This is a genomic window from Salmonella sp. 32070601201500089SM, assembly GCF_017573605.1.
In the GTDB taxonomy this organism is placed as follows: domain Bacteria; phylum Pseudomonadota; class Gammaproteobacteria; order Enterobacterales; family Enterobacteriaceae; genus Salmonella; species Salmonella enterica.
The window spans coordinates 643,515-665,124 of sequence record NZ_JAGETK010000001.1; the positions used below are offsets into that span (position 1 = coordinate 643,515).

Sequence of the window (21,610 nt, forward strand, 5' to 3'; positions counted from 1 at the left end):
TCTGCGGGATTTTTCACGCATCGTGTCATGTATCCTATCTTTGATGATAACATTTACCGATATGTCGAAAAAAACGGCGTCCGGGCGGCTAAGCTAATGAAGCGTATAAATTTAATAAGTTAATTTAATGTTAATTTCTTGATCTCACCAGGGGTTTAATGATGTTTTGCTGTCAAATTTGAGCGAATTATCAGCCCTCGCAGGCCATTTTCAAGGCATTATGGCTGCTTAGCGGCTGAATCGTTCATGTTTTGCAAATTTGATAAAAAATTCTGTTTTTTGGCGCTAGATCACAGGCGTTATTTTCAGTAGGTTATAGAGAGTTTGTAACGGTTTTATTCTGCTGGGGTAACATTTACCTCAAACGCGGGCAGGCGTACGCTTCTCGCGCTTACTGACAAACCATCATCAAAAATACCGATGGAAGGGAACATTTATGCGAATTGGCATACCAAAAGAGCGGTTACCCAATGAAACCCGTGTCGCTGCGACGCCGAAAACGGTAGAGCAGCTACTGAAGCTGGGGTTTAGCGTCGCTATCGAAAGCGGGGCGGGTCAACTGGCAAGTTTTGACGACAAAGCGTTTGCGCAGGCTGGCGCGGATATTGTAGACGGCAATGCTATCTGGCAGTCGGAAATTATTCTCAAGGTTAATGCGCCTGAAGAAGAGGAAATCGCTTTACTGAACCCCGGGACTACGCTGGTCAGTTTTATCTGGCCTGCGCAAAATCCTGGGTTAATGGAGAAACTTGCCGAACGTAAGGTTACGGTGATGGCGATGGACTCCGTGCCGCGTATTTCCCGCGCGCAGTCGCTCGACGCGTTAAGCTCAATGGCGAATATCGCGGGTTATCGCGCCATTGTAGAGGCCGCGCATGAATTTGGGCGCTTCTTTACCGGCCAAATCACTGCCGCCGGGAAAGTGCCGCCGGCGAAGGTGATGGTGATTGGCGCGGGCGTTGCCGGTCTTGCGGCTATCGGCGCGGCAAACAGCCTGGGGGCGATTGTCCGCGCGTTTGACACTCGTCCTGAAGTCAAAGAGCAGGTCCAGAGTATGGGGGCTGAGTTCCTCGAACTGGATTTTAAAGAGGAAGCCGGTAGCGGCGATGGTTACGCCAAAGTGATGTCCGAGGCGTTTATCAAAGCGGAAATGGCGCTCTTTGCCGCCCAGGCCAAAGAGGTCGACATCATTGTTACCACTGCGTTGATTCCGGGCAAACCAGCGCCGAAGCTGATTACCCGCGATATGGTCGATTCTATGAAGGCCGGCAGCGTGATTGTCGACCTGGCCGCGCAGAATGGCGGTAACTGCGAATATACCGTCGCCAATCAGGTTGTGACGACGGACAATGGCGTAAAAGTGATTGGCTACACCGATCTACCGGGGCGTTTGCCGACGCAGTCATCCCAGCTTTATGGCACCAACCTGGTTAACCTGCTGAAGCTGCTGTGCAAAGAGAAAGACGGCAATATTGACGTGGATTTTGACGATGTCGTGATCCGTGGCGTGACGGTGATTCGCGACGGCGACATTACCTGGCCTGCGCCGCCAATCCAGGTTTCAGCGCAGCCACAGGCCGCGCCTAAAGCAGCACCTGCGCCAAAAGAGCCGGAAAAGCCCGCTTCACCCTGGCGGAAGTATGCGTTAATGGCGCTGGCGATCATTCTTTTTGGTTGGCTGGCCGATGTCGCGCCAAAAGAGTTCCTCGGCCATTTTACCGTGTTTGCGCTCGCCTGCGTGGTTGGTTATTACGTGGTGTGGAACGTGTCTCATGCGCTTCATACGCCATTAATGTCGGTGACCAACGCAATTTCAGGGATTATTGTTGTCGGGGCATTATTGCAAATTGGTCAGGGCGGCTGGGTCAGCTTCCTGAGCTTTATCGCGGTGCTTATCGCCAGCATTAATATTTTCGGTGGCTTCACCGTGACTCAGCGTATGCTGAAAATGTTCCGGAAAAACTAAGGGGTAACATATGTCTGGAGGATTAGTTACAGCTGCATACATTGTTGCCGCGATCCTGTTTATTTTCAGCCTTGCCGGGCTTTCAAAGCATGAAACGTCCCGCCAGGGGAATAACTTCGGTATTGCCGGGATGGCGATCGCGTTGCTGGCGACCATTTTCGGGCCGGATACCGGCAACGTGGCATGGATTCTGGTCGCCATGATTATTGGCGGCGCGATTGGCATCCGCATGGCGAAAAAAGTTGAGATGACCGAGATGCCGGAGCTGGTCGCGATTCTGCACAGTTTCGTGGGCCTGGCGGCGGTACTGGTTGGCTTTAACAGCTATCTGTACCATGACGCCAGTCTGGCGCCGGTGCTGGTGAATATCCATCTGACCGAAGTCTTCCTCGGTATCTTTATTGGCGCAGTCACTTTCACTGGATCGATCGTAGCGTTTGGTAAACTGCGCGGCAAAATCTCTTCTAAGCCGTTGATGTTGCCTAACCGTCACAAAATGAACCTGGCGGCACTGGTTGTTTCTTTCCTGTTGCTGCTGGTTTTTGTTCGTACCGAAAGCGTGGGTCTACAGGTTCTGGCGCTACTGCTGATGACCATTATCGCGCTGGCGTTTGGTTGGCATCTGGTCGCTTCTATCGGCGGGGCGGACATGCCGGTGGTTGTTTCAATGCTGAACTCCTATTCCGGTTGGGCTGCCGCGGCGGCTGGCTTCATGTTGAGCAACGATTTGCTGATTGTGACCGGCGCGCTGGTCGGTTCGTCAGGCGCGATCCTGTCTTACATTATGTGTAAAGCGATGAACCGCTCTTTCATCAGCGTTATTGCTGGTGGGTTCGGTACTGACGGCTCCTCAACGGGCGACGATCAGGAAGCTGGCGAACATCGCGAAATTACGGCGGAAGAGACCGCTGAGATGCTGAAAAACTCCCACTCCGTCATTATTACGCCGGGGTACGGGATGGCGGTGGCGCAGGCGCAGTATCCGGTGGCGGAAATCACCGAAAAACTGCGTGCGCGCGGTATCAACGTGCGTTTCGGCATTCATCCGGTGGCGGGTCGCCTGCCGGGGCATATGAACGTGCTGTTGGCGGAGGCGAAAGTGCCTTATGACATCGTGCTGGAGATGGACGAGATCAATGATGATTTCGCCGATACCGATACCGTGCTGGTGATTGGCGCGAACGATACGGTGAACCCGGCGGCGCAAGACGATCCCCGCAGCCCGATCGCCGGTATGCCGGTTCTCGAAGTGTGGAAAGCACAGAATGTCGTGGTCTTTAAGCGTTCAATGAATACCGGTTATGCTGGTGTGCAGAACCCGCTGTTCTTTAAAGAGAATACGCAAATGCTGTTTGGCGATGCCAAAGCCAGCGTGGATGCGATTCTGAAAGCGCTTTAATCTTTTAAACGTGCGGCGGCCTCTTCGGAGGCCGTTTTTATACACTTCATCCTTTACGCTGCCTCTTTGTTGGCTGCACTCAGAAACCCCGGTCACATCGTTATCTATGCTCCCGGGGATTTCTTCCCTTGCCGCCGCGATGCATCTTGAATGATTTTGTGTATGTATTGCATTTTATCTTTTGTTTAAATCGCTAAGCAGAACGGCGATACTCTGCCCGCCGGTGGTCTGTTCGAGGGCGATTTTGACAATGATGGTTAACGGAACGGAGAGCTACATGCCCACCGGACCTAATAGCCAGCCCCAGAAAATTAACGACAAAAATACCACTAAGGTTGAAAGGCCTAAACCACGTCCCATAATTCGTGGCTCAAGGATATTGCCGAAGACCAGATTAATCAGCAGATAGCCTGCCAGCACCAGCAGCGCATCATAAAACCCGTTAAATACCAGCACCTGAATAATGGGTGGCAGGGCAGCGAGCACCGATCCAATATTAGGAATATAGTTCAGCGCGAAGGCCAGTAGACCCCAGACAAAGGCGAAGCGGACATCCAGCGCGGCCAGCATGCCCCATGCGACCAGCCCCGTCACGATACTGATCGCTGTTTTTAACACCAGATAATGGGAAACGCTATCAAGCGCGCGTTGAATTGCCGCCATGCCCTCCACCGGACGGCTCATCATCTGCTGCAGTTTTTCAGGCAGCTGTGGAACCTCCAGCAGCATAAATACCACGGTCAATAGCAATAAAAAGATGGATGACATGGCATTGGACAGTTGGGTGAGCAGGTTCGTTACCAGAGTCATGGCGGCGTTTGGATCGATATATTTCGCCAGCTCATCAACCGACACGCCAATGCCAGCTCGCTGCAACCACGGTTCGATACGTTGCAACGGTATCACCAATGAGGAGCGATATTGCGGTAGGGTACGAGCCAGTTCATTTAATGATGTCCCCAAATAGGCCAGTAGCAGTACCATTAACATAACAATAATCACAATGAGCAATGATACGGCGATAACGCGCGGAATTCGGCACCGGGTCATCCGTTGCACAACGGGATTGAGAACGACTGCAATAAATAACGCCAAAATAAAGGGAACAATGATATCTGCGGCGAAGCGGATACCGCTCAGAATAACCACCAGCATTCCCAGCATAATGACGATTTTTAGACCATTGAGCGTGATGATCGGTTTTGCCATATCAGTCCCTGTTTTCTGATGCCGACACGAATAATAATGTGATGTCGGTCGACCTGTTCTGGTTAAAATCAAACACTTCAGGTAAAGAAGTGAAAATATTTTGAGTTAATTCCTGGCTTATGATACAAATCAGGCGTGTTCAACTACCGAGGACAATTATCATCCGCGATGACGAGAAGCAACACTGCGGATAATTGTAATATTATGGACAATATGTTCAGCGCTTTTTTCTCCACGCAAACGCATCTTCACTCTACCTCCTTTTTCCTGCTTATCGGCGAGCAGCACTGGCGTAACGCACTTTAGTCTCTCACTTCTGCCTGAGCTGGCGCAATGCGCTGTGCTAACTGATTTTATTTTTTAGTTTGCTGCGTGCAGCAGACTTGAAAGAGTATATTCTCATGCAGGAGAAGTGTCATGTTTTACTGGATTTTATTAGCTCTGGCTATCGCGACTGAAATTACCGGCACGCTCTCAATGAAATGGGCTAGTGTGGGTAATGGCAATGCGGGTTTTATTTTAATGCTGGTGATGATCACGCTGTCATATATATTTCTTTCTTTTGCGGTAAAAAAGATTGCCCTAGGTGTAGCGTATGCCTTATGGGAAGGGATCGGCATTTTATTTATTACCATTTTTAGCGTGCTGCTATTTGATGAAGCATTATCAACCATGAAGATTGCCGGCTTGCTGACGCTGGTCGCCGGCATCGTATTGATCAAATCAGGGACGCGTAAACCCGGCAAACCGGTGAAGGAGGCGACTCGTGCAACAATTTGAATGGATACACGGCGCCTGGCTTGGGCTGGCAATAATGCTGGAAATCGCGGCTAACGTTCTGTTGAAATTTTCGGACGGCTTTCGCCGTAAATGCTATGGCATCTTATCGCTTGCCGCTGTTCTGGCCGCCTTCAGCGCGCTTTCCCAGGCGGTAAAAGGGATAGACCTGTCGGTGGCGTATGCGTTATGGGGCGGTTTTGGTATTGCCGCCACGCTGGCGGCGGGCTGGGTGCTCTTCGGCCAGCGCTTAAACCCCAAAGGCTGGGGTGGCGTGATATTGCTGCTCGCCGGAATGGTCATGATCAAATTTGCCTGAGACGATCGCTGCCTGTCGGTTCAGGCAGCGATTCCCGCATTAATCCTGCGCCAGAGCTTTCAGCTTATCGCGAAAGCCGGTGACGGATATAGCGCGGTTATCGGCGCGCCAGCGATCTTTAGCCGCAGGGGCGGAGCTTTGTACGCCAATGAGCTGCCATCCGCTATCCGTGTGCAATAAGAGCGGCGAGCCGCTGTCGCCAGGTAACGTGTCGCACTGGTGTGAGAGTACGGCATTCTGCGCCCAGCCGGTCACGACGCAATCCTGATGGGAATAGAGCGCATTCAGATGATCTTCCGGATAACCGGACTGCGTGACTTTTCGGTCTGCGGCTTTCAACGCCGCAGTGAGCGCCGCTTTATCGCCGGTAAATAAAGGCACTGGCGTGATACCGGAAGGTGGGTAGCGCAATATTACCAGACCAAAATCCCAGCTTGCCGCGGCAGGCGGCACAATCCAGCCATCGCCATCCGCTTTCAGGCGTCGGCCCAGCGACGGTTCAACGCGGCCTTCAATGCCGTGGATTTCATAGCGCCATACTCCTTTTCGCGCCACAAAACGCAGCGCAACCGCCTTGTCTGGTTTTCCTTTCGGTGGCGTTAGCAGGCAGTGACCTGCTGTCAGGGCGATATGCGGGGAGATAAGCGTTGCCGTACACAAATTACCGCTGGCGGTCTCTAGTTGCCCGATGGCATCCCACGGCGATTGGGTAGGATCGGCGACGGGCACCCGATCATCATGGTTAAAAAAAAGCGTTTTGACGTCGCTGGCATCCGTGGCGTCTGTTTCAGCCCCCCTGGCTTTCGCCATAACCGGTAAAAAACACACTATGCCCAGTAATACAGCAATGGTTTTATGCATATCACACTCTGGTGGGTAATTATGATTATTAACAACAAACCCTCAGTACTACTATAGACGTGACGGTAAGAAAGTGGGAGTAAAATCAGATAACTACACTCAGGAAAGATAGAAATGCGTGGCAATAACGGCGCATAAAATAAGCACGATAAGAATGAGCTCAAAGCGGTAGCGAGACACTTTTTTGCCCTCCCGGAAGGCGGCGCTAAACCAGAACAATTTAGCGCCGTAAAAACGGGCGCGGGGGCGCGCCGCAGCATGTTACGACTTACGCAGCCGGTTGAGTAGTTGGTTTTGACGTGGTTTTGGCTGGCGCTTTACCACCTTTTTTCTGGTGCTTTTTAGCCGCCTGCGCTTTTTGCTCAACGGTTTTTTTATGCTGTTTTTTGTGGTGCTGGGTGGTCTGGGTTGTTTTGGCAGGCGCTGCGGTTTTCGCAGGCGTTGCAGTCTCAGCCGCGAATGCTGCGGAAGAGAGACCCATTGCAGCGGCAACAACCAGAGCTAATACTTTTTTCATTTTGATACCCTCGATTTGGTTTTCATTCAACCCCACTGCGGGGCCGGTGAAATGACTATATCGCTGTTATCAAAAGGCTTCCGTGAGTGATTGGTTTCGGCATGTAACGTTATGTACAATCCCCCGGTAACGCGATGTAAGCTCCCACCATAATAGGTAGCTTTACGTTACCGGCCGTTATTTTTGGCCGCAGAGTCGGTAATATCCGCCCTCCAGAATAACAAGCACACCGTATATGAATCCGATAATCTGGGTGGTATTTACGCTTCTGGCGCTGGATGCAATTAGAGAAGTTATGGGCGTATCAAGCCTGACAGGTCTATGGTGAACAGTGAGTCGTGGCGTGAAACCAGCCCGGCGATAGCGCACGTTGCTATCGCCGGATTATTTCTTTTCAGGCGTGAAGACGATGATGTAACCGCGTCCCGACCAGGATGGCCAGCACCAGCATTAGCGCGATAAAACCACCTACGCCGTTCCAGCCGTAACTATGCCAGAATACGCCGCCTAGCGTCCCGGCGATACTGGACCCCAGATAATAGCTGAAAAGATAAAGTGACGAGGCCTGTCCCTTCGCCCGGCGCGCACGCGGGCCAATCCAACTACTGGCCACGGAGTGCGCGGCGAAAAAGCCGGCGGAAAAAAGCAGCATCCCGGCAAAAATCAGCCAAAGCGAGGTAAAAAGCGTCAGTAAAAGCCCACCCAGCATTACTGCGGTAGAGAACAGCATCACTGGCCCCCGGCCATAGCGTGAGGTCATTGCGCCAGCTTTCGGCGAACTCCATGTGCCGGTGAGATAGGCTACGGATAACAGTCCGACCACGGCCTGGCTTAATTCCCAGGGGGAGAGCATCAGGCGATAGCCAATGTAGTTAAACAGGGTGACGAACGCGCCCATCAGTAAAAAGCCTTCCGCAAACAGCAGAGGTAACCCTCGATCGCGCCAGTGGAGACGAAAATTAATAAATAGCGTTTTAGGCCGTAGCGACGTGGGACGGAAATGTTGCGAGGCGGGTAAAATCTTCCAGAACATCAGCGCGGACGCCAGCGCAAAGCATCCGATGGCCGCCAGCGCGATGCGCCAGTTAAAAAAGTCGGTCATGACGCCGCTTAATAAACGCCCGCTCATCCCGCCGATGGAATTACCGCTAATATAAAGCCCCATAGAGAAAGCGACAAAGCTGGGATGGATTTCTTCGCTCAGGTAGGTCATTCCCACCGCGGCGACGCCGCTTAACGACAGACCGATCAGCGCGCGCATAATCAGAATACCATGCCAGCTGGTCATCATGGTTGATAACAATGTGCAGCAGGAGGCTAATAACAAGGCGGTGACCATCACCGGTTTACGGCCTATCGCATCAGAAAGCGGGCCGGTAAAAAGTAAGCCGATAGCCAGCATGGCGGTAGAAATAGAAAGTGAAACGCTGCTGCTGGCGGGGGAGACGCCAAACTCCTGGGAAAGTACCGGTAGTATAGGCTGAACGCAATAAAGGAGCGCGAAAGTCGCCAGGCCCGCGGAAAAAAGGGCCAGCGTGACGCGCATGAAAGGCGCTGTACCGCGTTTAATAAATTGAACCGGCTGAGAATGGCGTTGTTCATCGATATCGCTCGCCGTGGCGTCATCGAGAATAGTTGTACGACTCACGTTAAATCCTTGCTTTACATCTCCGTCAACAGGAGACGGGTATAACCGACATGTAAAGCATAGAAAAAGCAAAATATTCTGTCTAATATATTAATTGTCTCAAATAAGACGTTAAAAATATGAATATCGAATTACGTCATTTACGTTACTTTGTGGCGGTAGCAGAAGAGCTGCATTTTGGTCGCGCCGCCGCGCGCCTCAATATCTCGCAGCCGCCGCTGAGTCAGCAGATACAAATTCTGGAGCAGCAGGTCGGCGCGCGATTACTGGCGCGGACTAACCGCAGCGTAGCGTTAACCGCCGCCGGGCGACAGTTCCTGGTGGATAGCCGACACATCCTGAGTCTGGTAAACGACGCCGCCGCTCGCGCCGAGCGGTTGCATCAGGGCGAAGCGGGTGAAATCCGTATTGGCTTTACGTCTTCAGCGCCTTTTATTCGGGCGGTATCGCATACCTTTTCGCTGTTCCGCCAGTCCTATCCGGGGGTGCATATGCAAACGCGTGAAATGAATACGCGTGAGCAAATCGCGCCGCTCAACGAAGGCGTACTGGATATTGGCTTACTGCGGAATACGCCGTTGCCCGACACACTTAATCGCGAGGTGATTTTGCATGAGCCGCTTATGGCCATGATCCCGCGCGAACATCGGCTGGCGCAAAAGCCGGTCGTCAGTCTGACAGAACTGGCGGAAGAACCTTTCGTCTTTTTCGATCCGCATGTCGGGACGGGCCTCTACGACGATATCCTCGGCCTGATGCGGCGCTATAACCTGTCGCCGACCATCACGCAGGAGGTTGGCGAGGCAATGACCATTATCGGTCTGGTAGCGGCGGGACTGGGTGTCTCGATTCTGCCGGCATCCTTTAAGCGTGTACAGATGAGCGAGATGCGCTGGGTTCCCCTGGCAGAAGAGGACGCCGTATCTGAAATGTGGCTGGTATGGCCGAAGCATCATGAACAGAGTCATGCCGTACAGCGGTTTTGCCAACTGCTATTACTGGCTGCCCGACAGGATTAATTACGCTTAAAAAGGGTGAAAATGTGCAGTTAATCACACGGCTAAGCAAAAAGTTGACGGCGAGTATTGAAGTGTTTCACCATAGCACACAGATTATTTCGGAGCGCGAAAATAAAGGGAGTGAGCGGTGGTTGCTGATAGTCAGCCTGGGCATATCGATCAAATTAAGCAGACCAATGCTGGCGCAGTGTATCGCCTGATTGATCAGCTCGGACCGGTATCGCGAATTGACCTGTCTCGTCTGGCGCAGTTAGCGCCTGCCAGTATTACGAAAATTGTTCGCGAAATGCTGGAAGCGCATTTGGTTCAGGAACTTGAAATTAAAGAAGCGGGCAGTCGTGGACGCCCCGCCGTCGGGCTGATGGTGGAAACGGAAGCCTGGCACTATTTATCTATTCGTATTAGCCGTGGCGAAATTTTCCTTGCACTGCGCGATCTTAGCAGCAAACTGGTGGTAGAAGAGTGTCTGGCGCTGCCGTTAAACGAAGCTACGCCGTTGCTTGAGCGAATTATTACGCACGTTGATCGATTTTTTACCCGCCATCAGCAGAAACTGGAGCGTCTGACCTCCATTGCCATTACGTTACCGGGCATTATCGATACCGAAAACGGCGTTGTGCACCGGATGCCGTATTACGAAGATGTCAAAGAGATGCCTTTGGGAGATGCGCTGGAGCGGCACACCGGCGTACCGGTTTACATTCAGCATGATATTAGCGCCTGGACGATGGCAGAGGCGCTTTTTGGCGCCTCACGCGGCGCGCGCGACGTTATCCAGGTGGTGATTGATCATAATGTGGGGGCGGGCGTTATCACCGACGGTCATTTGCTTCATGCGGGCAGTAGCAGTCTGGTAGAGATTGGGCATACCCAGGTCGATCCTTATGGTAAGCGCTGTTATTGCGGTAATCATGGCTGTCTGGAGACCATCGCCAGCGTCGATAGCGTGCTGGAACTTACGCAGCTTCGGCTCAATCAGTCGATGAGTTCAATGTTGCACGGCCAGCCGTTAACGGTAGATTCACTGTGTCAGGCGGCGATGCAGGGAGATCTATTAGCAAAAGATATTATTAGCGGCGTTGGCGCGCATGTCGGACGCATTCTGGCTATCATGGTGAATTTATTTAATCCGCAAAAAATTCTTATTGGTTCGCCGCTAAGTAAAGCGGCTGATATCCTTTTTCCAGCCATTGCTGACAGTATCCGTCAACAGGCGCTGCCCGCCTACAGCAGGAATACGGTTGTGGAAAGCACGCAGTTTACCAACCAGGGCACGATGGCCGGGGCGGCGTTGGTAAAAGACGCGATGTATAACGGCTCTTTGTTGATTCGTCTATTACAGGGTTAACATTTTTTAACTGTTGTACAAAAATTTGCGCTAACTCAAGCTGATTGCCCTTGCCATATCTTAGACTTTCTCCACTGTATTATTTTCTTGGCTTATATTTTCGAAGCATAACGGTGGAGTTAGTGATGCTGAAGCGTTTCTTTATTACAGGTACAGACACTTCTGTTGGGAAGACGGTGGTTTCCCGCGCATTACTACAAGCGTTAGCGTCGAGTGGTAAGAGCGTTGCAGGGTATAAACCTGTCGCTAAAGGGAGCAAAGAGACTGCAGAAGGGATGCGCAACAAAGATGCGCTGGTATTGCAAAGCGTCTCTTCGCTGGAGTTGCCGTATGAGGCGATTAATCCGATCGCGTTAAGCGAAGAAGAAAGCAGCGTCGCGCATAGCTGTCCTATAAATTACACCTTGCTGTCCAACGGTCTGGCGAGCCTGAGCGATAAAGTGGACCACGTGGTTGTGGAGGGTACTGGCGGCTGGCGTAGTTTGATGAATGATTTACGTCCATTGTCTGAATGGGTGGTACAGGAACAGTTACCGGTATTGATGGTGGTAGGGATTCAGGAGGGGTGCATTAATCATGCGCTACTGACTGCGCAAGCTGTCGCTAACGATGGACTGCCATTAATTGGCTGGGTGGCGAATCGTATCAATCCTGGCCTGGCGCATTATGCTGAAATTATTGATGTGCTTGGGAAAAAACTGCCAGCGCCGCTGATTGGCGAGTTACCGTACCTGCCGCGCGCCGAGCAGCGTGAGCTGGGGCAGTATATTCGTTTGTCAATGCTCGGCAGCGTGCTGGCGGTAGATAGAATCATGGCGTAACGTTCGCGAGAGCACTGACGCGACTACACAGGCAATCAGCAGACCGGGGAGTAACTGATACTCGCCGGTCATTTCACAAATCATCAGGGTGGACATTATCGGCGCATGGGTTGTCGCCGCCAGTAGCGTCGCCATACCCACCAGCCCCAATAAAATCGCTATTTCATCCGAGCCTGGCAGCCAGAATCCCCATATCCGACCCAGAAACATTCCAATGGATAATCCGACAAATAATGTTGGCGTAAAGACGCCGCCCGGCGCGCCAGACCCGCTGCTGGCGAGCACCGCCAGGATTTTGCACGCAAAAATTCCGCCAATCAGCGAGAATAGCGGCGGAGAGAGCAAAAATGATTGTACGACGCTATAGCCGTTTCCCCATACCGTGGGCGTGAGTAACGACAGTAATCCGACAATAAGCCCGCCCAACGCCAGTTGCCAGGGCGGGGACAGTTTTAAGCGTAAGAAACTATTATGGCTGGCCGTCATCAGCCACATCAGCAATGGGCCGCACAGACCGGCGACCAGGCCGGTACTGACTATCATGACGTACTCCCGCGCGTGGAGATCAACGGTCAGATGTACGGTATAGAGTAGTGAATCGCTACCGTTTAATACATGGGTGGTTAGCAGGGCGACGACGGCGGAAACGACAACCGGGCCGAGGGAAGCCAGCATTAAGGTACCGAACAGGATCTCCGCGATAAACAGGCTGCCCGCCAGCGGCGAATGGTAAGCGCCCGCCATGCCCGCAGCGGCGCCGCTGGCGATCCATAATTTCCATTCCTCACGCGGCGTGAAGCGTCGGGCAAAGCTGGATGCCGCCAGCGCGGCGAGGAGGATCATTGCGCCTTCGCGACCAATTGCGCTGCCGCTGACCACGACCAGCAGCGAGGCCAGCGATTTCACCAGACTGGCGCCAACGTCAAATTGCCCGTCGGTTTGCAATGCTTCCATATAGTCAGTGGGCGCATGGGGGCGCTGTTGGTTCATTTTTTGCCACCCCCACAGCAACAGACCAGCGGCCAGGCCGCCAAGCGCCGGCGTAATCAGCCGTCGCCAGGGCGAAAGCCCCTCAGCCGCATTCACCAGACTGCCGGTGTCATTACTCAGGAAAATCCACTCCAGCAATTGCATCGCATGACGGAAGGCGGCGACAGCCAGCGCCGCGAGAATACCGATGAGCGTAGCGATCAGCAGGCGACGAAACATCGCGCGCAGATCCGGGTAAGCGTGTAAACGATGCATGAGCGGGTAAACAGGGAGTTTCAGGATAGCCTATTCTGCGGGGAAATGGCGTCAGACGCAAAAGCACTATGTGCGATATAATATTGCGTACAATAATGATACTGCCGGATAGCGAGAGGCCATCCGGCGGCAACGTTAGCTGCTTTCGTGAATATTTAGCGCCCGACGCGTGCGGCCTGAGCTGAGATAATCGGCGATGTAATCCTGAGAGATTTCACCGTTATAGCGTCCGTCTTCATCAACGATCGGCATCCAGCTAGTATTACTTTCGTACAATCTGGACAGCACAATACGCAGATTATCTTCCGCTTTGCCCGTAATACGGAAAGGATGGGTGATATCGGCGCAGATTCCGCTGGCGTTCCGCGCCTCCCGGCGCTTCACAAATCCCAGTGGCTTACCGTCGTTGTCAATGACGGTAATGGCGCGAATATCGTGATCATCCATAATGCCGAATGCCTCGCTTAACGGCATGGAAGGCCGCGCGGTAATGGTTGGCTGTTGGTCGGTAACATCGCCCGCGGAGACCAGTAGCAAACGCTTTAACGTTCTGTCCTGACCGACAAACGACCCGACAAACTCGTTAGCCGGTTTGGCCAGCAATTCATCAGGACTGGCGCACTGTACAATTCGCCCCTGACGGAACACGGCGATACGGTCGCCGAGCTTTAGCGCTTCGTCGATATCATGGCTGACCAGCATCACGGTCTTTTTTAGCTTACGCTGCATATCCAGAAACTGGTTCTGGATCACTTCGCGGTTAATGGGGTCCACCGCGCCGAAGGGCTCATCCATCAGCAGTACCGGCGGATCGGCGGCCAGAGCGCGGATCACGCCAATACGCTGTTGCTGTCCCCCGGACATCTCCTTTGGATAGCGATGCAGAAATTTTCTGGCATCCAGCGCCACCATGTCCATCAACTCTTCGGCGCGTTGCTTGCAGCGCGCTTTGTCCCAACCCAACATGCGCGGCACAACGGTAATATTTTCTTCAATCGTCATATTAGGAAACAGGCCGATCTGCTGGATAACATACCCAATATTGCGGCGTAGCGTTACCGTATCCATATCGTTGGTATTCTCGCCGTTGATAAGAATATTACCGCTGCTGGGCGCGATCAGCCGGTTGATCATCTTTAACGTGGTGGTTTTGCCGCAGCCGGAGGGGCCAAGTAGTACGCACATTTCGCCTTCCGGCACGTTCAGGTTGACGTTGTCGACGGCTTTTAGCGGCTGACCCTTTTTCTGTACAAATTGTTTGGTGAGATTTTCCAGTTTTATCATTATCGTATCCCCTTAGGTGTCAGTACGACTTGCAGACGATGCAACAGCCAGTCAAGTACAATTGCCAGTAGACAGATCATCAGCGCGCCGGCAATTAACATGCGAATATCGCTGCCGCTAATGCCGTTTAACAGTAGCAGTCCCAGACCGCCGGCGCCGATCACCGCGGCAATCGCCATTACGCCGATATTCATCACTACCGCGGTGCGGATACCCCCGAAAATAACCGGTAGGGCCATTGGGATTTCGACCCAGCGCAGCCGTTGCCAGAAAGTCATACCGATGCCGCGTCCCGCTTCACGCAGACCGGGCGGCAAACTATCAAGCGCAGTATGGGTATTACGCACAATCGGCAGTAAAGAGTAGAGAAAAACGGCCGTCACGGCGGGCAGAACGCCAATACCATGTCCGATCAGCGAAAAGAGCGGGATCATTAATCCAAACAGCGCGATAGACGGAATGGTAAGAAGTAGCGTGGCGGCGCCCAGTACCGGCGTTGCCAGCCATTTGTGGCGTACAATCAAAACGCCTAACGGTACGCCGATGATAATCGCCAGACCGACGGCCAGCGCGACCAGCCAGAGATGCTGAAAGGTAAGGCTGGCGAGATAGCCTGCGTTATCCAGCATATAATGTATCGTATCCATAGGCGCTCCTTACAGCAGACCTTTGTCCTGCAAAAATTGATGGGCTACCTGTTGCGGCGTGCGATGCTCGATATCGACCTGGGCGTTTAGGGTCGATATCACATCGTTATTGAGCAGGCCGGAAAGGGTGTTTAAGGCGTCATCAAGGCCAGGATTGGCCTCCAGCACCTCTTTACGCACCACGGGCGTGACAGCGTAACTTGGAAAGAAGCCTTTATCATCTTCCAGCACTTTCAGATCAAACCCTTTCACCCGTCCGTCGGTGGTATAGACCAGCCCGGCGTCAACCAGCCCATCCCGAACGGCGTTATAGACCAGCCCTGGGTCCATCTGTCGTATTTGCGGGCGATCAAGCTGCATTTGGTAGGCTTGCTGAAGGGGCTTCATCCCATCGCTGCGCCCGGCAAATTCCAGATCGAGACCGAGCATCCAGTTGTGGTCAGGATCGTTCTGCCGGACTTGTTCGATTTTTGCCACCATCTGCGAGATGGTGGTGATATTTTCCGACTCGGCGCGTTTGCGCTGCATCGCGAACGCGTAAGTATTGTTCATGTCAGCCGGTTTGAGCCATACCAGGCCCAGCTTCGCATCCAGGCGTTTTACCGTGTCGTAGGTTTCCTGTGGACTCATGCGCTTATCGATACGGTTGAAAATAATCAGCGATGTACCGGTGTATTCCCAGGTAATATCAATTTGTTTATTCACCATCGCATTACGTGAAATCACCGCGGCGATATTGGTTTGCGGCTGAACCTGAAAGCCTTTCTTCTGCAAATACTGAACGGTCATAGCGGAAAGAATATGCTGCTCGGTAAAGCTTTTGGTGGCGAGAACCAGCGGCGCGGCCTGCGTCTGGCTACTGAACAACAGCGTTGCGGCAAGCCATCCCAACAGGTGTTTTTTGAGTCTCATTTAACGCTCCTTATTGTTATTTATGCGTTCAGACGGTATGAGGGCTAAGGCGTCGCCCAAACCAGGCAAGCAGAGTGTCAAGAATCAGCGCGAATAACGCCGTGGCCGTTGCGCCGAGAATCAACGTCGGAAAATCGTTGAGATAAATCCCCGGGAAAATCAGCTCGCCGTAGCTGCTGGCGCCAATCAGAAAGGCCAGGGGCGCGGTGCCGACATTGATGGCGGTCGCGATGCGAATACCGGACAGCATCACTGGCCACGCATTAGGTAGCTCTACCTGACGAAGCCGCTGCCATTTTGTCATCCCAATCCCGTTCGCCGCTTCAATCAGTGAGGCGGGAACGGAACAGAGGCCTGTATAGGTATTGCGGACGATAGGCAGAAGAGAAGCCAGAAATAGCGCGACAATGGCGGGCGTATCGCCGATCCCGATAATCACCATCGCTAAGGCCAGGACGGCCAGCGGCGGCAAGGTATTACCAACATTAAAGATTTGCATGACATATTCAGCAAATCCTTTTGCCGCAGGTCGGCTGAGTAAAATCCCACTCGGGATACCGACCAGTAAAGCAAAAAACATGGACGTAAATACCAGCATCAAATGCCGTTGTCCGAGATACAGCAGATCGACCTGACGCGCTTTCAGCGTCTCCAGACCGATTCCCCAGATAAACAGCGCCAGTAACAGCAGAATGACGATAGTGAACCCAAGTACGCGTTTTAGGGTGTGGGTGTGCATTGCGGTGTGTCTCCCTGTTTGCATGTGTTATGGCGACGTTAAGAGTCGCGTGTTGTTATGCCATGTTCCGGCAGGGTACTTTGAGCTATAGCAACAGGTTGGGAAGGATTCCAGCGGAGCGTGATGTTTAACACTGTTAAACATCTATTAACAATTATGTTTTGCCCTTATGCGGCTTAGCGTGAACATTCACGATAAAGAATTATCTTAAAAATAGAAGCGTGGTGTGACGTTGTCACTTTTTGTAGATAAAAATAGGCCGCAATGAGAGAAAAGGCAGGTAAAATCCTGCCTTTTGTGGGGATTAACGGAATAACGGTTTTACAGCGACGGGAATAATGAGTTGAGCTTGCCATTGCGCCAGCGTCAGACGCGCCAGTTGCCCCAACGCCTGATAAAACGGATGCCCGGCATGATCGATAAATACGTCCAGAAAGCGGGACGACCACGGAAACAGATGCCAGGCCAGGAGTTGTTCGCATTCATGATGACGATCATTCTCGGCAAGCCAGGCCGCCAGCAGCAACAGCGACCCAAAATGATCTTCTGGCTCGTTTTGTTGCATTTCAAACTGAATTCCGTTTTCGCGCATCCACTGACGTAGCGCCAGCGTAGAATCGCCAAATAATACGCTCTCACGATCCAGCCAGACGGAACCCCACGGCGGAGACGGCAGAGCGTAAGGGCCGATAAACAGACGCTGCCAGGCCTGTGGCAACGACTCTTCGCTGTGGGTCTTAAACATAGCCGCCACAGGCGCAAGCGCCTCGGCATCAAGCGGCCACTGCGCCTGCCAGTCGTCGGTTAATAGCGCCTGAACCAGAGGAGCGGTTTCGTGGCTTTCCGGCGAATAATAAAACAACGCGCCAAGAACACGCGCCGTTACTGCAAAATCATCACGTTGTAAAAAAGTGGTCATTCAAACAATCCCGAAAGGTGCGGGTCGCCCCGCACGCATAAATTAACCTGCGACGGCCATACCTACGGTCATATGCAGGCCATAAAAAAGTCCGCGGCCAATAATTTCGCCTGCCAGCACCAGCACGACACCGAGCAGCAAACCAACGGTATGCGGTTCGCGGCGACGGATTAGCGGACATAGCCAGCAGCCTAATCCGGCAGCAAGCAAGACAATGCGCCAGACCTGTAGCATACCGTAATCCGGTACGAGATGGCTGGCCTGTTGCACGGAACTGTGAATGGTTGAGAGAGACAGTCCCTGTAGTACGATGACCGCCACGCACACCACCAATGCCAGGCCGCTAATACTGGCAAACGTCACGCTGCAAAATGGGACGCGCGCGATGCGTAGCAGTAGCGCCGCAAACACCGGGCCGCACAGGAATGCCGTGAGGAAAAAGGCCAGCGTGGTGTAGCCATTATACCAGGTTGGCACGGTATCTATCTGATAAACGAGCGTCATTGCCCAGATGAATGCAACGCCGAGCGCCATACTGACCAGCAGCCACACTTTACCCAGCGCCGGGGGCATTTTACCGAGTACCGCCACCAGCCACCAGATGCCGCCTACGGCAAAGAACACCGATCCTGCGGCGATTTCATTACTCAGTGCGGAAGCGCCTACGCGGTTAAGCGAGTTAAACGCGCGCATCGGCGAGCCGAGATGCATAATCGACGCGAGGAATCCCAGTCCCATCACCAGCCACAGAAAAAACATGCTGCGCACGATGCGCTGACGGGCGATGGTATCGTCTTTTGCCGTCAGCCAGCCCAGTCCGCTAACGATTAACGCGCCGACCACGCACTGACCAAAGACCGTGAAGATCATCAACGGCCATTCATGCCATCCACTTCCCATCTTATACCTCCTTCGGATTGGCCAGATAACCGGTAGTGTCCCCGGTCGGGCGGCTGTTGGCGTTGGGTTTAATCACAATATTCGGCTTCGTGAAATGCGCGCGCGGCAGCGGCGCGACGGCAGCCAGCTCACCGTGTTTTTTACGCAGCTCGTCTATCGGGCCGAAATCCAGCGCCCGCAGCGGGCAGGATTCCACGCAGATAGGCTTTTTGCCGTCGGCGACGCGATCATAACAGCCATCGCACTTGGTCATATGACCTTTGGCGGCGTTGTACTGCGGCGCGCCGTACGGGCAGGCCATGTGGCAGTAGCGGCAGCCGATACAGACCTCTTCGTTCACCACCACAAAACCGTCATCGCGCTTGTGCATCGCGCCGCTCGGGCAGACTTTGGTACAGGCCGGGTCTTCGCAGTGGTTACAGGAGATGGAGAGATAGTAGGCAAAGACGTTCTGGTGCCAGACGCCGTTATCTTCCTGCCAGTCGCCGCCTGCATACTCATAAATGCGGCGGAAGCTGACATCCGGGGTCAAATCTTTGTAGTCCTTGCAGGCCAGTTCGCAGGTTTTGCAACCGGTGCAACGGCTGGAATCAATAAAAAATCCATACTGGGTTGTCATCGGTTACTCCTTACGCCTTTTCAACCTGAACAAGATTACTGTGTGACGGATTACCTTTCGCCAGTGGGGAAGGCCGGTGCGACGTCAGAATGTTAATGGAGCCGCCGCGATCGACTTTGTCGCCAAACATGTCGGCATTTAACCAGGCGCCCTGGCCGATAGCGGTGACGCCAGGCAATATGCGCGGCGTGACTTTTGCCGGAATGAGCATCTCTCCGTTCTGGTTAAAGACCCGCACGGTGTCGCCGTGCTGAATGCCGCGCGCTTGCGCATCAATCGGGTTGATCCAGATCTCCTGCGGACATGCCTGTTGCAGGACGTCGATATTGCCGTAGCTGGAGTGGGTACGCGCTTTATAGTGGAAGCCGGTTAGCTGTAGCGGGTAGCGCTGACGAAGCGGATCGTCCCAACCGTCAAAGCCTGGCGTATAGGCGGGTAAAGGATGGATAATCTCATCTTTCTTCAGCTCCCACGTGTTGGCGAGGGTTGCCAGACGCTCGGAATAGATTTCGATTTTACCGGACGGCGTTTTCAGTGGGTTGGCGGCAGGGTCTTCGCGGAAGGCGCGGAAAGCGACGTAGTGCTCCTCCGGGCATTTTTTCTTGAAAATTCCTGTCTGTTTCATCTCTTCGTAATCCGGCATTTCCGGGTTACGTGCTTTGGTTTTTGCGTGCAGGTATTTGACCCACTCATGCTGCGTGCGGCCTTCTGTGAAGGTCTGGTATACGTCCGGACCAAGCCGTTTAGCCACTTCACTGAGCGTCCAGTAAATGGGCTTTCTTTCAAATTTCGGCGAGGTGGCGGGCTGACCAAGAATGACATAGCCCATATTGCCTGCGGATTCGTGGGAAATCAGATCTTCCTGCTCGGTCGGCATTAAATCAGGCAGCAGAATGTCGCAATATTTTGCCGACGCGGTCATAAAGTGCTCGATACCGACGATCATTTCACATTTACTGTCGTCCTGAAGCACCTCGTGGGTGTGGGCGATATCGCCATGCTGATTGATCAGCGTATTACTGGCGTAGCACCACAAAAATTTGATCGGCACGTCGAGCTTGTCTTTTCCCCGCACGCCGTCGCGTGTGGCGGTCATTTCCGCGCCATGATCGATAGCGTCGGTCCAGGTAAAGACCGAAATCTGGGTTTTTACCGGGTTCTCCAGCATAGAAAACCATTCGACGCCCAGATCCCAGGTGCCTTCGCGCACGCCGGAATTACCGCCATTTATGCCGACGTTACCGGTGAGTACAGACAGCATGGCGATTGCGCGTGCGGTCTGCTCCCCGTTAGAGTGGCGTTGCGGTCCCCAGCCCTGGCAAATGTAAGCCGGTTTCGCCGAGCCGATTTCCCGCGCCAGTTGAATGATTTTTTCCGCCGGAATACTGGTAATCTGCGCGGCCCATTGCGGCGTTTTAGCAATACCGTCGTCGCCCTGACCCAAAATATAGGCTTTATAGTGCGCGTTACGCGGGGCCGAGGCGGGCAGAGTGGTTTCGTCGTAGCCGATGCAGTATTTATCCAGAAACGGTTTATCAATAAGATCTTCGGTAATCAGCACCCAGGCGATTGCCGCCGCCAGCGCGCCATCGGTACCCGGGCGAATCGGCAGCCACTCGTCTTCGCGGCCGGCAGCAGTGTCGTTATAACGCGGGTCAATGACGATCATCCGGGCGTTGGAGCGTTCGCGCGCCTGTTCGACATAGTATGTCACGCCGCCGCCGCTCATACGTGTTTCCGCGGGGTTATTGCCAAACATCACCACCAGTTTTGTATTGGCGATATCATCCGGACTATTGCCGTCGTTGCCGCCGAACATATAGCTCATGGCCGCGCTGATTTGGGCGGTGCTGTAGCTACCGTAACGGCTGAGATAGCCGCCGCAGGCGTTCATCAGGCGATACGGTACGTTAGAATTGGTAATATTGCCGCCGTCCACGCCGGTACCGTAAAGGACATGTACCGCTTCGTTGCCGTAATCCTTGAGGATACGTTTCAGGTTATCGCCGATGGTATCCAACGCTTCATCCCAACTGATACGTTCGAATTTGCCTTCTCCTCGTTTACCAACGCGTTTCATCGGATATTTCAGGCGATCGGGATGATTCATCCGGCGACGAATAGAACGACCGCGCAGGCAGGCGCGTACCTGATGGTTGCCATATTCATCGTTGCCCGTGGTATCTGATTCAACCCAATATACGGTGTCATCTTTTACGTGCAGGCGCAGCAGGCAGCGGCTGCCGCAGTTAACGGTACATGAACTCCAGACCGCTTTTTCTGCCACATTGCCGGATGCGAGGTCTGCTGCGGCGTGGGCGATGCGGGAGAACGGAAGGGTGAAAGCGCTACTGGCAAGCGCAAGGCTACCGATAGCGGAGGTTTTCACCAGGCTTCGTCGGCTGATACTGGCCGCCATTAATGCCTCAGGGTTGGTGATTTTCATAACAGCTCACTATGC

At 53.2% G+C, this 21,610-nt stretch carries 20 protein-coding genes and 1 pseudogene; 8 read left to right on the forward strand and 13 right to left on the reverse strand.

Annotated features, from left to right (window positions below):
• Positions 1–436 precede the first annotated feature (436 nt).
• Together pntA and pntB are read left to right on the forward strand one after the other, a co-directional pair.
• Positions 437–1,966, forward strand: a complete 1,530-nt coding sequence (gene pntA, locus J4728_RS03210) for a Re/Si-specific NAD(P)(+) transhydrogenase subunit alpha (protein ID WP_001219360.1) — start codon at positions 437–439, stop codon at positions 1,964–1,966.
• Between the two features lie 10 nt (positions 1,967–1,976).
• The gene (gene pntB, locus J4728_RS03215) at positions 1,977–3,365 is read left to right on the forward strand and encodes a Re/Si-specific NAD(P)(+) transhydrogenase subunit beta (RefSeq protein WP_000014056.1); all 1,389 of its coding nucleotides are present in this window, start codon (positions 1,977–1,979) and stop codon (positions 3,363–3,365) included.
• Positions 3,366–3,539: 174 nt separating this feature from the next.
• Here pntB and J4728_RS03220 read toward each other — a convergent pair.
• Positions 3,540–4,574, reverse strand: a pseudogene (locus J4728_RS03220) (AI-2E family transporter).
• Positions 4,575–4,991: 417 nt separating this feature from the next.
• Between J4728_RS03220 and mdtJ the strand changes: the two are divergent.
• Both mdtJ and mdtI read left to right on the forward strand, forming a co-directional pair.
• Positions 4,992–5,354, forward strand: coding sequence for a multidrug/spermidine efflux SMR transporter subunit MdtJ (gene mdtJ / locus J4728_RS03225; RefSeq protein ID WP_000500278.1), 363 nt, complete (start codon positions 4,992–4,994; stop codon positions 5,352–5,354).
• Positions 5,341–5,670 (forward strand): multidrug/spermidine efflux SMR transporter subunit MdtI, encoded by a 330-nt coding sequence (gene mdtI, locus J4728_RS03230; RefSeq protein WP_208211147.1) that lies wholly within the window; start codon positions 5,341–5,343, stop codon positions 5,668–5,670. Before mdtJ ends, mdtI begins: the two co-directional genes overlap by 14 nt.
• 39 nt (positions 5,671–5,709) lie before the next feature.
• On the opposite strand, the gene J4728_RS03235 is transcribed toward mdtI, so the two are convergent.
• Together J4728_RS03235 and asr are read right to left on the reverse strand one after the other, a co-directional pair.
• Positions 5,710–6,531 carry a trypsin-like serine peptidase gene (locus J4728_RS03235; RefSeq protein ID WP_000549649.1) on the reverse strand — a complete coding sequence of 274 codons (822 nt, stop codon included), beginning with the start codon at positions 6,529–6,531 and terminating at the stop codon, positions 5,710–5,712.
• Positions 6,532–6,799: 268 nt separating this feature from the next.
• A complete protein-coding gene (gene asr / locus J4728_RS03240) occupies positions 6,800–7,048 on the reverse strand; it encodes an acid resistance repetitive basic protein Asr (protein ID WP_000756314.1) in 249 nt (82 codons plus the stop codon).
• A gap of 235 nt (positions 7,049–7,283) precedes the next feature.
• On the opposite strand from asr, the gene J4728_RS23800 reads away from it, so the two are divergent.
• The gene (locus J4728_RS23800; protein ID WP_001068154.1) at positions 7,284–7,376 is read left to right on the forward strand and encodes a KPN_01571 family protein; all 93 of its coding nucleotides are present in this window, start codon (positions 7,284–7,286) and stop codon (positions 7,374–7,376) included.
• Positions 7,377–7,442: 66 nt separating this feature from the next.
• On the opposite strand, the gene J4728_RS03245 is transcribed toward J4728_RS23800, so the two are convergent.
• On the reverse strand, positions 7,443–8,696 hold the full coding sequence (locus J4728_RS03245) for an MFS transporter (RefSeq protein WP_000091796.1): 1,254 nt from the start codon (positions 8,694–8,696) through the stop codon (positions 7,443–7,445).
• A gap of 119 nt (positions 8,697–8,815) precedes the next feature.
• Here J4728_RS03245 and J4728_RS03250 point away from each other — a divergent pair, with 119 nt between their 5' ends.
• The 3 genes from J4728_RS03250 (at position 8,816) to bioD (ending at position 11,884) form a co-directional block, all read left to right on the forward strand.
• Entirely contained in the window at positions 8,816–9,715 is a 900-nt protein-coding gene (locus J4728_RS03250) for a LysR family transcriptional regulator (RefSeq protein ID WP_001624166.1), read from the forward strand.
• 127 nt (positions 9,716–9,842) lie between these two features.
• On the forward strand, positions 9,843–11,063 hold the full coding sequence (mlc, locus tag J4728_RS03255) for a sugar metabolism global transcriptional regulator Mlc (RefSeq protein WP_000225087.1): 1,221 nt from the start codon (positions 9,843–9,845) through the stop codon (positions 11,061–11,063).
• Between the two features lie 125 nt (positions 11,064–11,188).
• The gene (bioD, locus tag J4728_RS03260) at positions 11,189–11,884 is read left to right on the forward strand and encodes a dethiobiotin synthase (protein ID WP_000919233.1); all 696 of its coding nucleotides are present in this window, start codon (positions 11,189–11,191) and stop codon (positions 11,882–11,884) included.
• Here the strand turns inward: bioD and clcB are convergent.
• From clcB to ynfF, 9 genes are all read right to left on the reverse strand, one after another.
• Positions 11,840–13,129, reverse strand: a complete 1,290-nt coding sequence (gene clcB, locus J4728_RS03265; protein WP_208211150.1) for a voltage-gated ClC-type chloride channel ClcB — start codon at positions 13,127–13,129, stop codon at positions 11,840–11,842. The genes bioD and clcB overlap by 45 nt on opposite strands.
• A 135-nt stretch (positions 13,130–13,264) precedes the next feature.
• Positions 13,265–14,413: an osmoprotectant ABC transporter ATP-binding protein OsmV gene (osmV, locus tag J4728_RS03270; RefSeq protein ID WP_000593089.1), complete on the reverse strand. Its 1,149-nt coding sequence runs from the start codon at positions 14,411–14,413 to the stop codon at positions 13,265–13,267.
• The gene (gene osmW, locus J4728_RS03275) at positions 14,413–15,060 is read right to left on the reverse strand and encodes an osmoprotectant ABC transporter permease OsmW (RefSeq protein WP_000379677.1); all 648 of its coding nucleotides are present in this window, start codon (positions 15,058–15,060) and stop codon (positions 14,413–14,415) included. The genes osmV and osmW overlap by 1 nt, the downstream gene beginning before the upstream one ends.
• Before the next feature lie 9 nt (positions 15,061–15,069).
• Positions 15,070–15,972, reverse strand: a complete 903-nt coding sequence (gene osmX / locus J4728_RS03280) for an osmoprotectant ABC transporter substrate-binding protein OsmX (protein WP_208211153.1) — start codon at positions 15,970–15,972, stop codon at positions 15,070–15,072.
• A 28-nt stretch (positions 15,973–16,000) separates the two neighbouring features.
• Positions 16,001–16,711: an osmoprotectant ABC transporter permease OsmY gene (osmY, locus tag J4728_RS03285; RefSeq protein ID WP_208211156.1), complete on the reverse strand. Its 711-nt coding sequence runs from the start codon at positions 16,709–16,711 to the stop codon at positions 16,001–16,003.
• Positions 16,712–17,015: 304 nt separating this feature from the next.
• Complete coding sequence (dmsD, locus tag J4728_RS03290; RefSeq protein ID WP_000206565.1) at positions 17,016–17,630, reverse strand: Tat proofreading chaperone DmsD; 615 nt, start codon at positions 17,628–17,630, stop codon at positions 17,016–17,018.
• Positions 17,631–17,672: 42 nt separating this feature from the next.
• Entirely contained in the window at positions 17,673–18,530 is an 858-nt protein-coding gene (locus tag J4728_RS03295) for a dimethyl sulfoxide reductase anchor subunit family protein (protein ID WP_048348847.1), read from the reverse strand.
• A gap of 1 nt (position 18,531) precedes the next feature.
• Positions 18,532–19,149, reverse strand: coding sequence for a dimethylsulfoxide reductase iron-sulfur subunit DmsB (dmsB, locus tag J4728_RS03300; RefSeq protein ID WP_000213064.1), 618 nt, complete (start codon positions 19,147–19,149; stop codon positions 18,532–18,534).
• Positions 19,150–19,159: 10 nt separating this feature from the next.
• Complete coding sequence (ynfF, locus tag J4728_RS03305; RefSeq protein WP_000705276.1) at positions 19,160–21,595, reverse strand: selenate/tellurate reductase subunit YnfF; 2,436 nt, start codon at positions 21,593–21,595, stop codon at positions 19,160–19,162.
• Positions 21,596–21,610 lie beyond the last annotated feature (15 nt).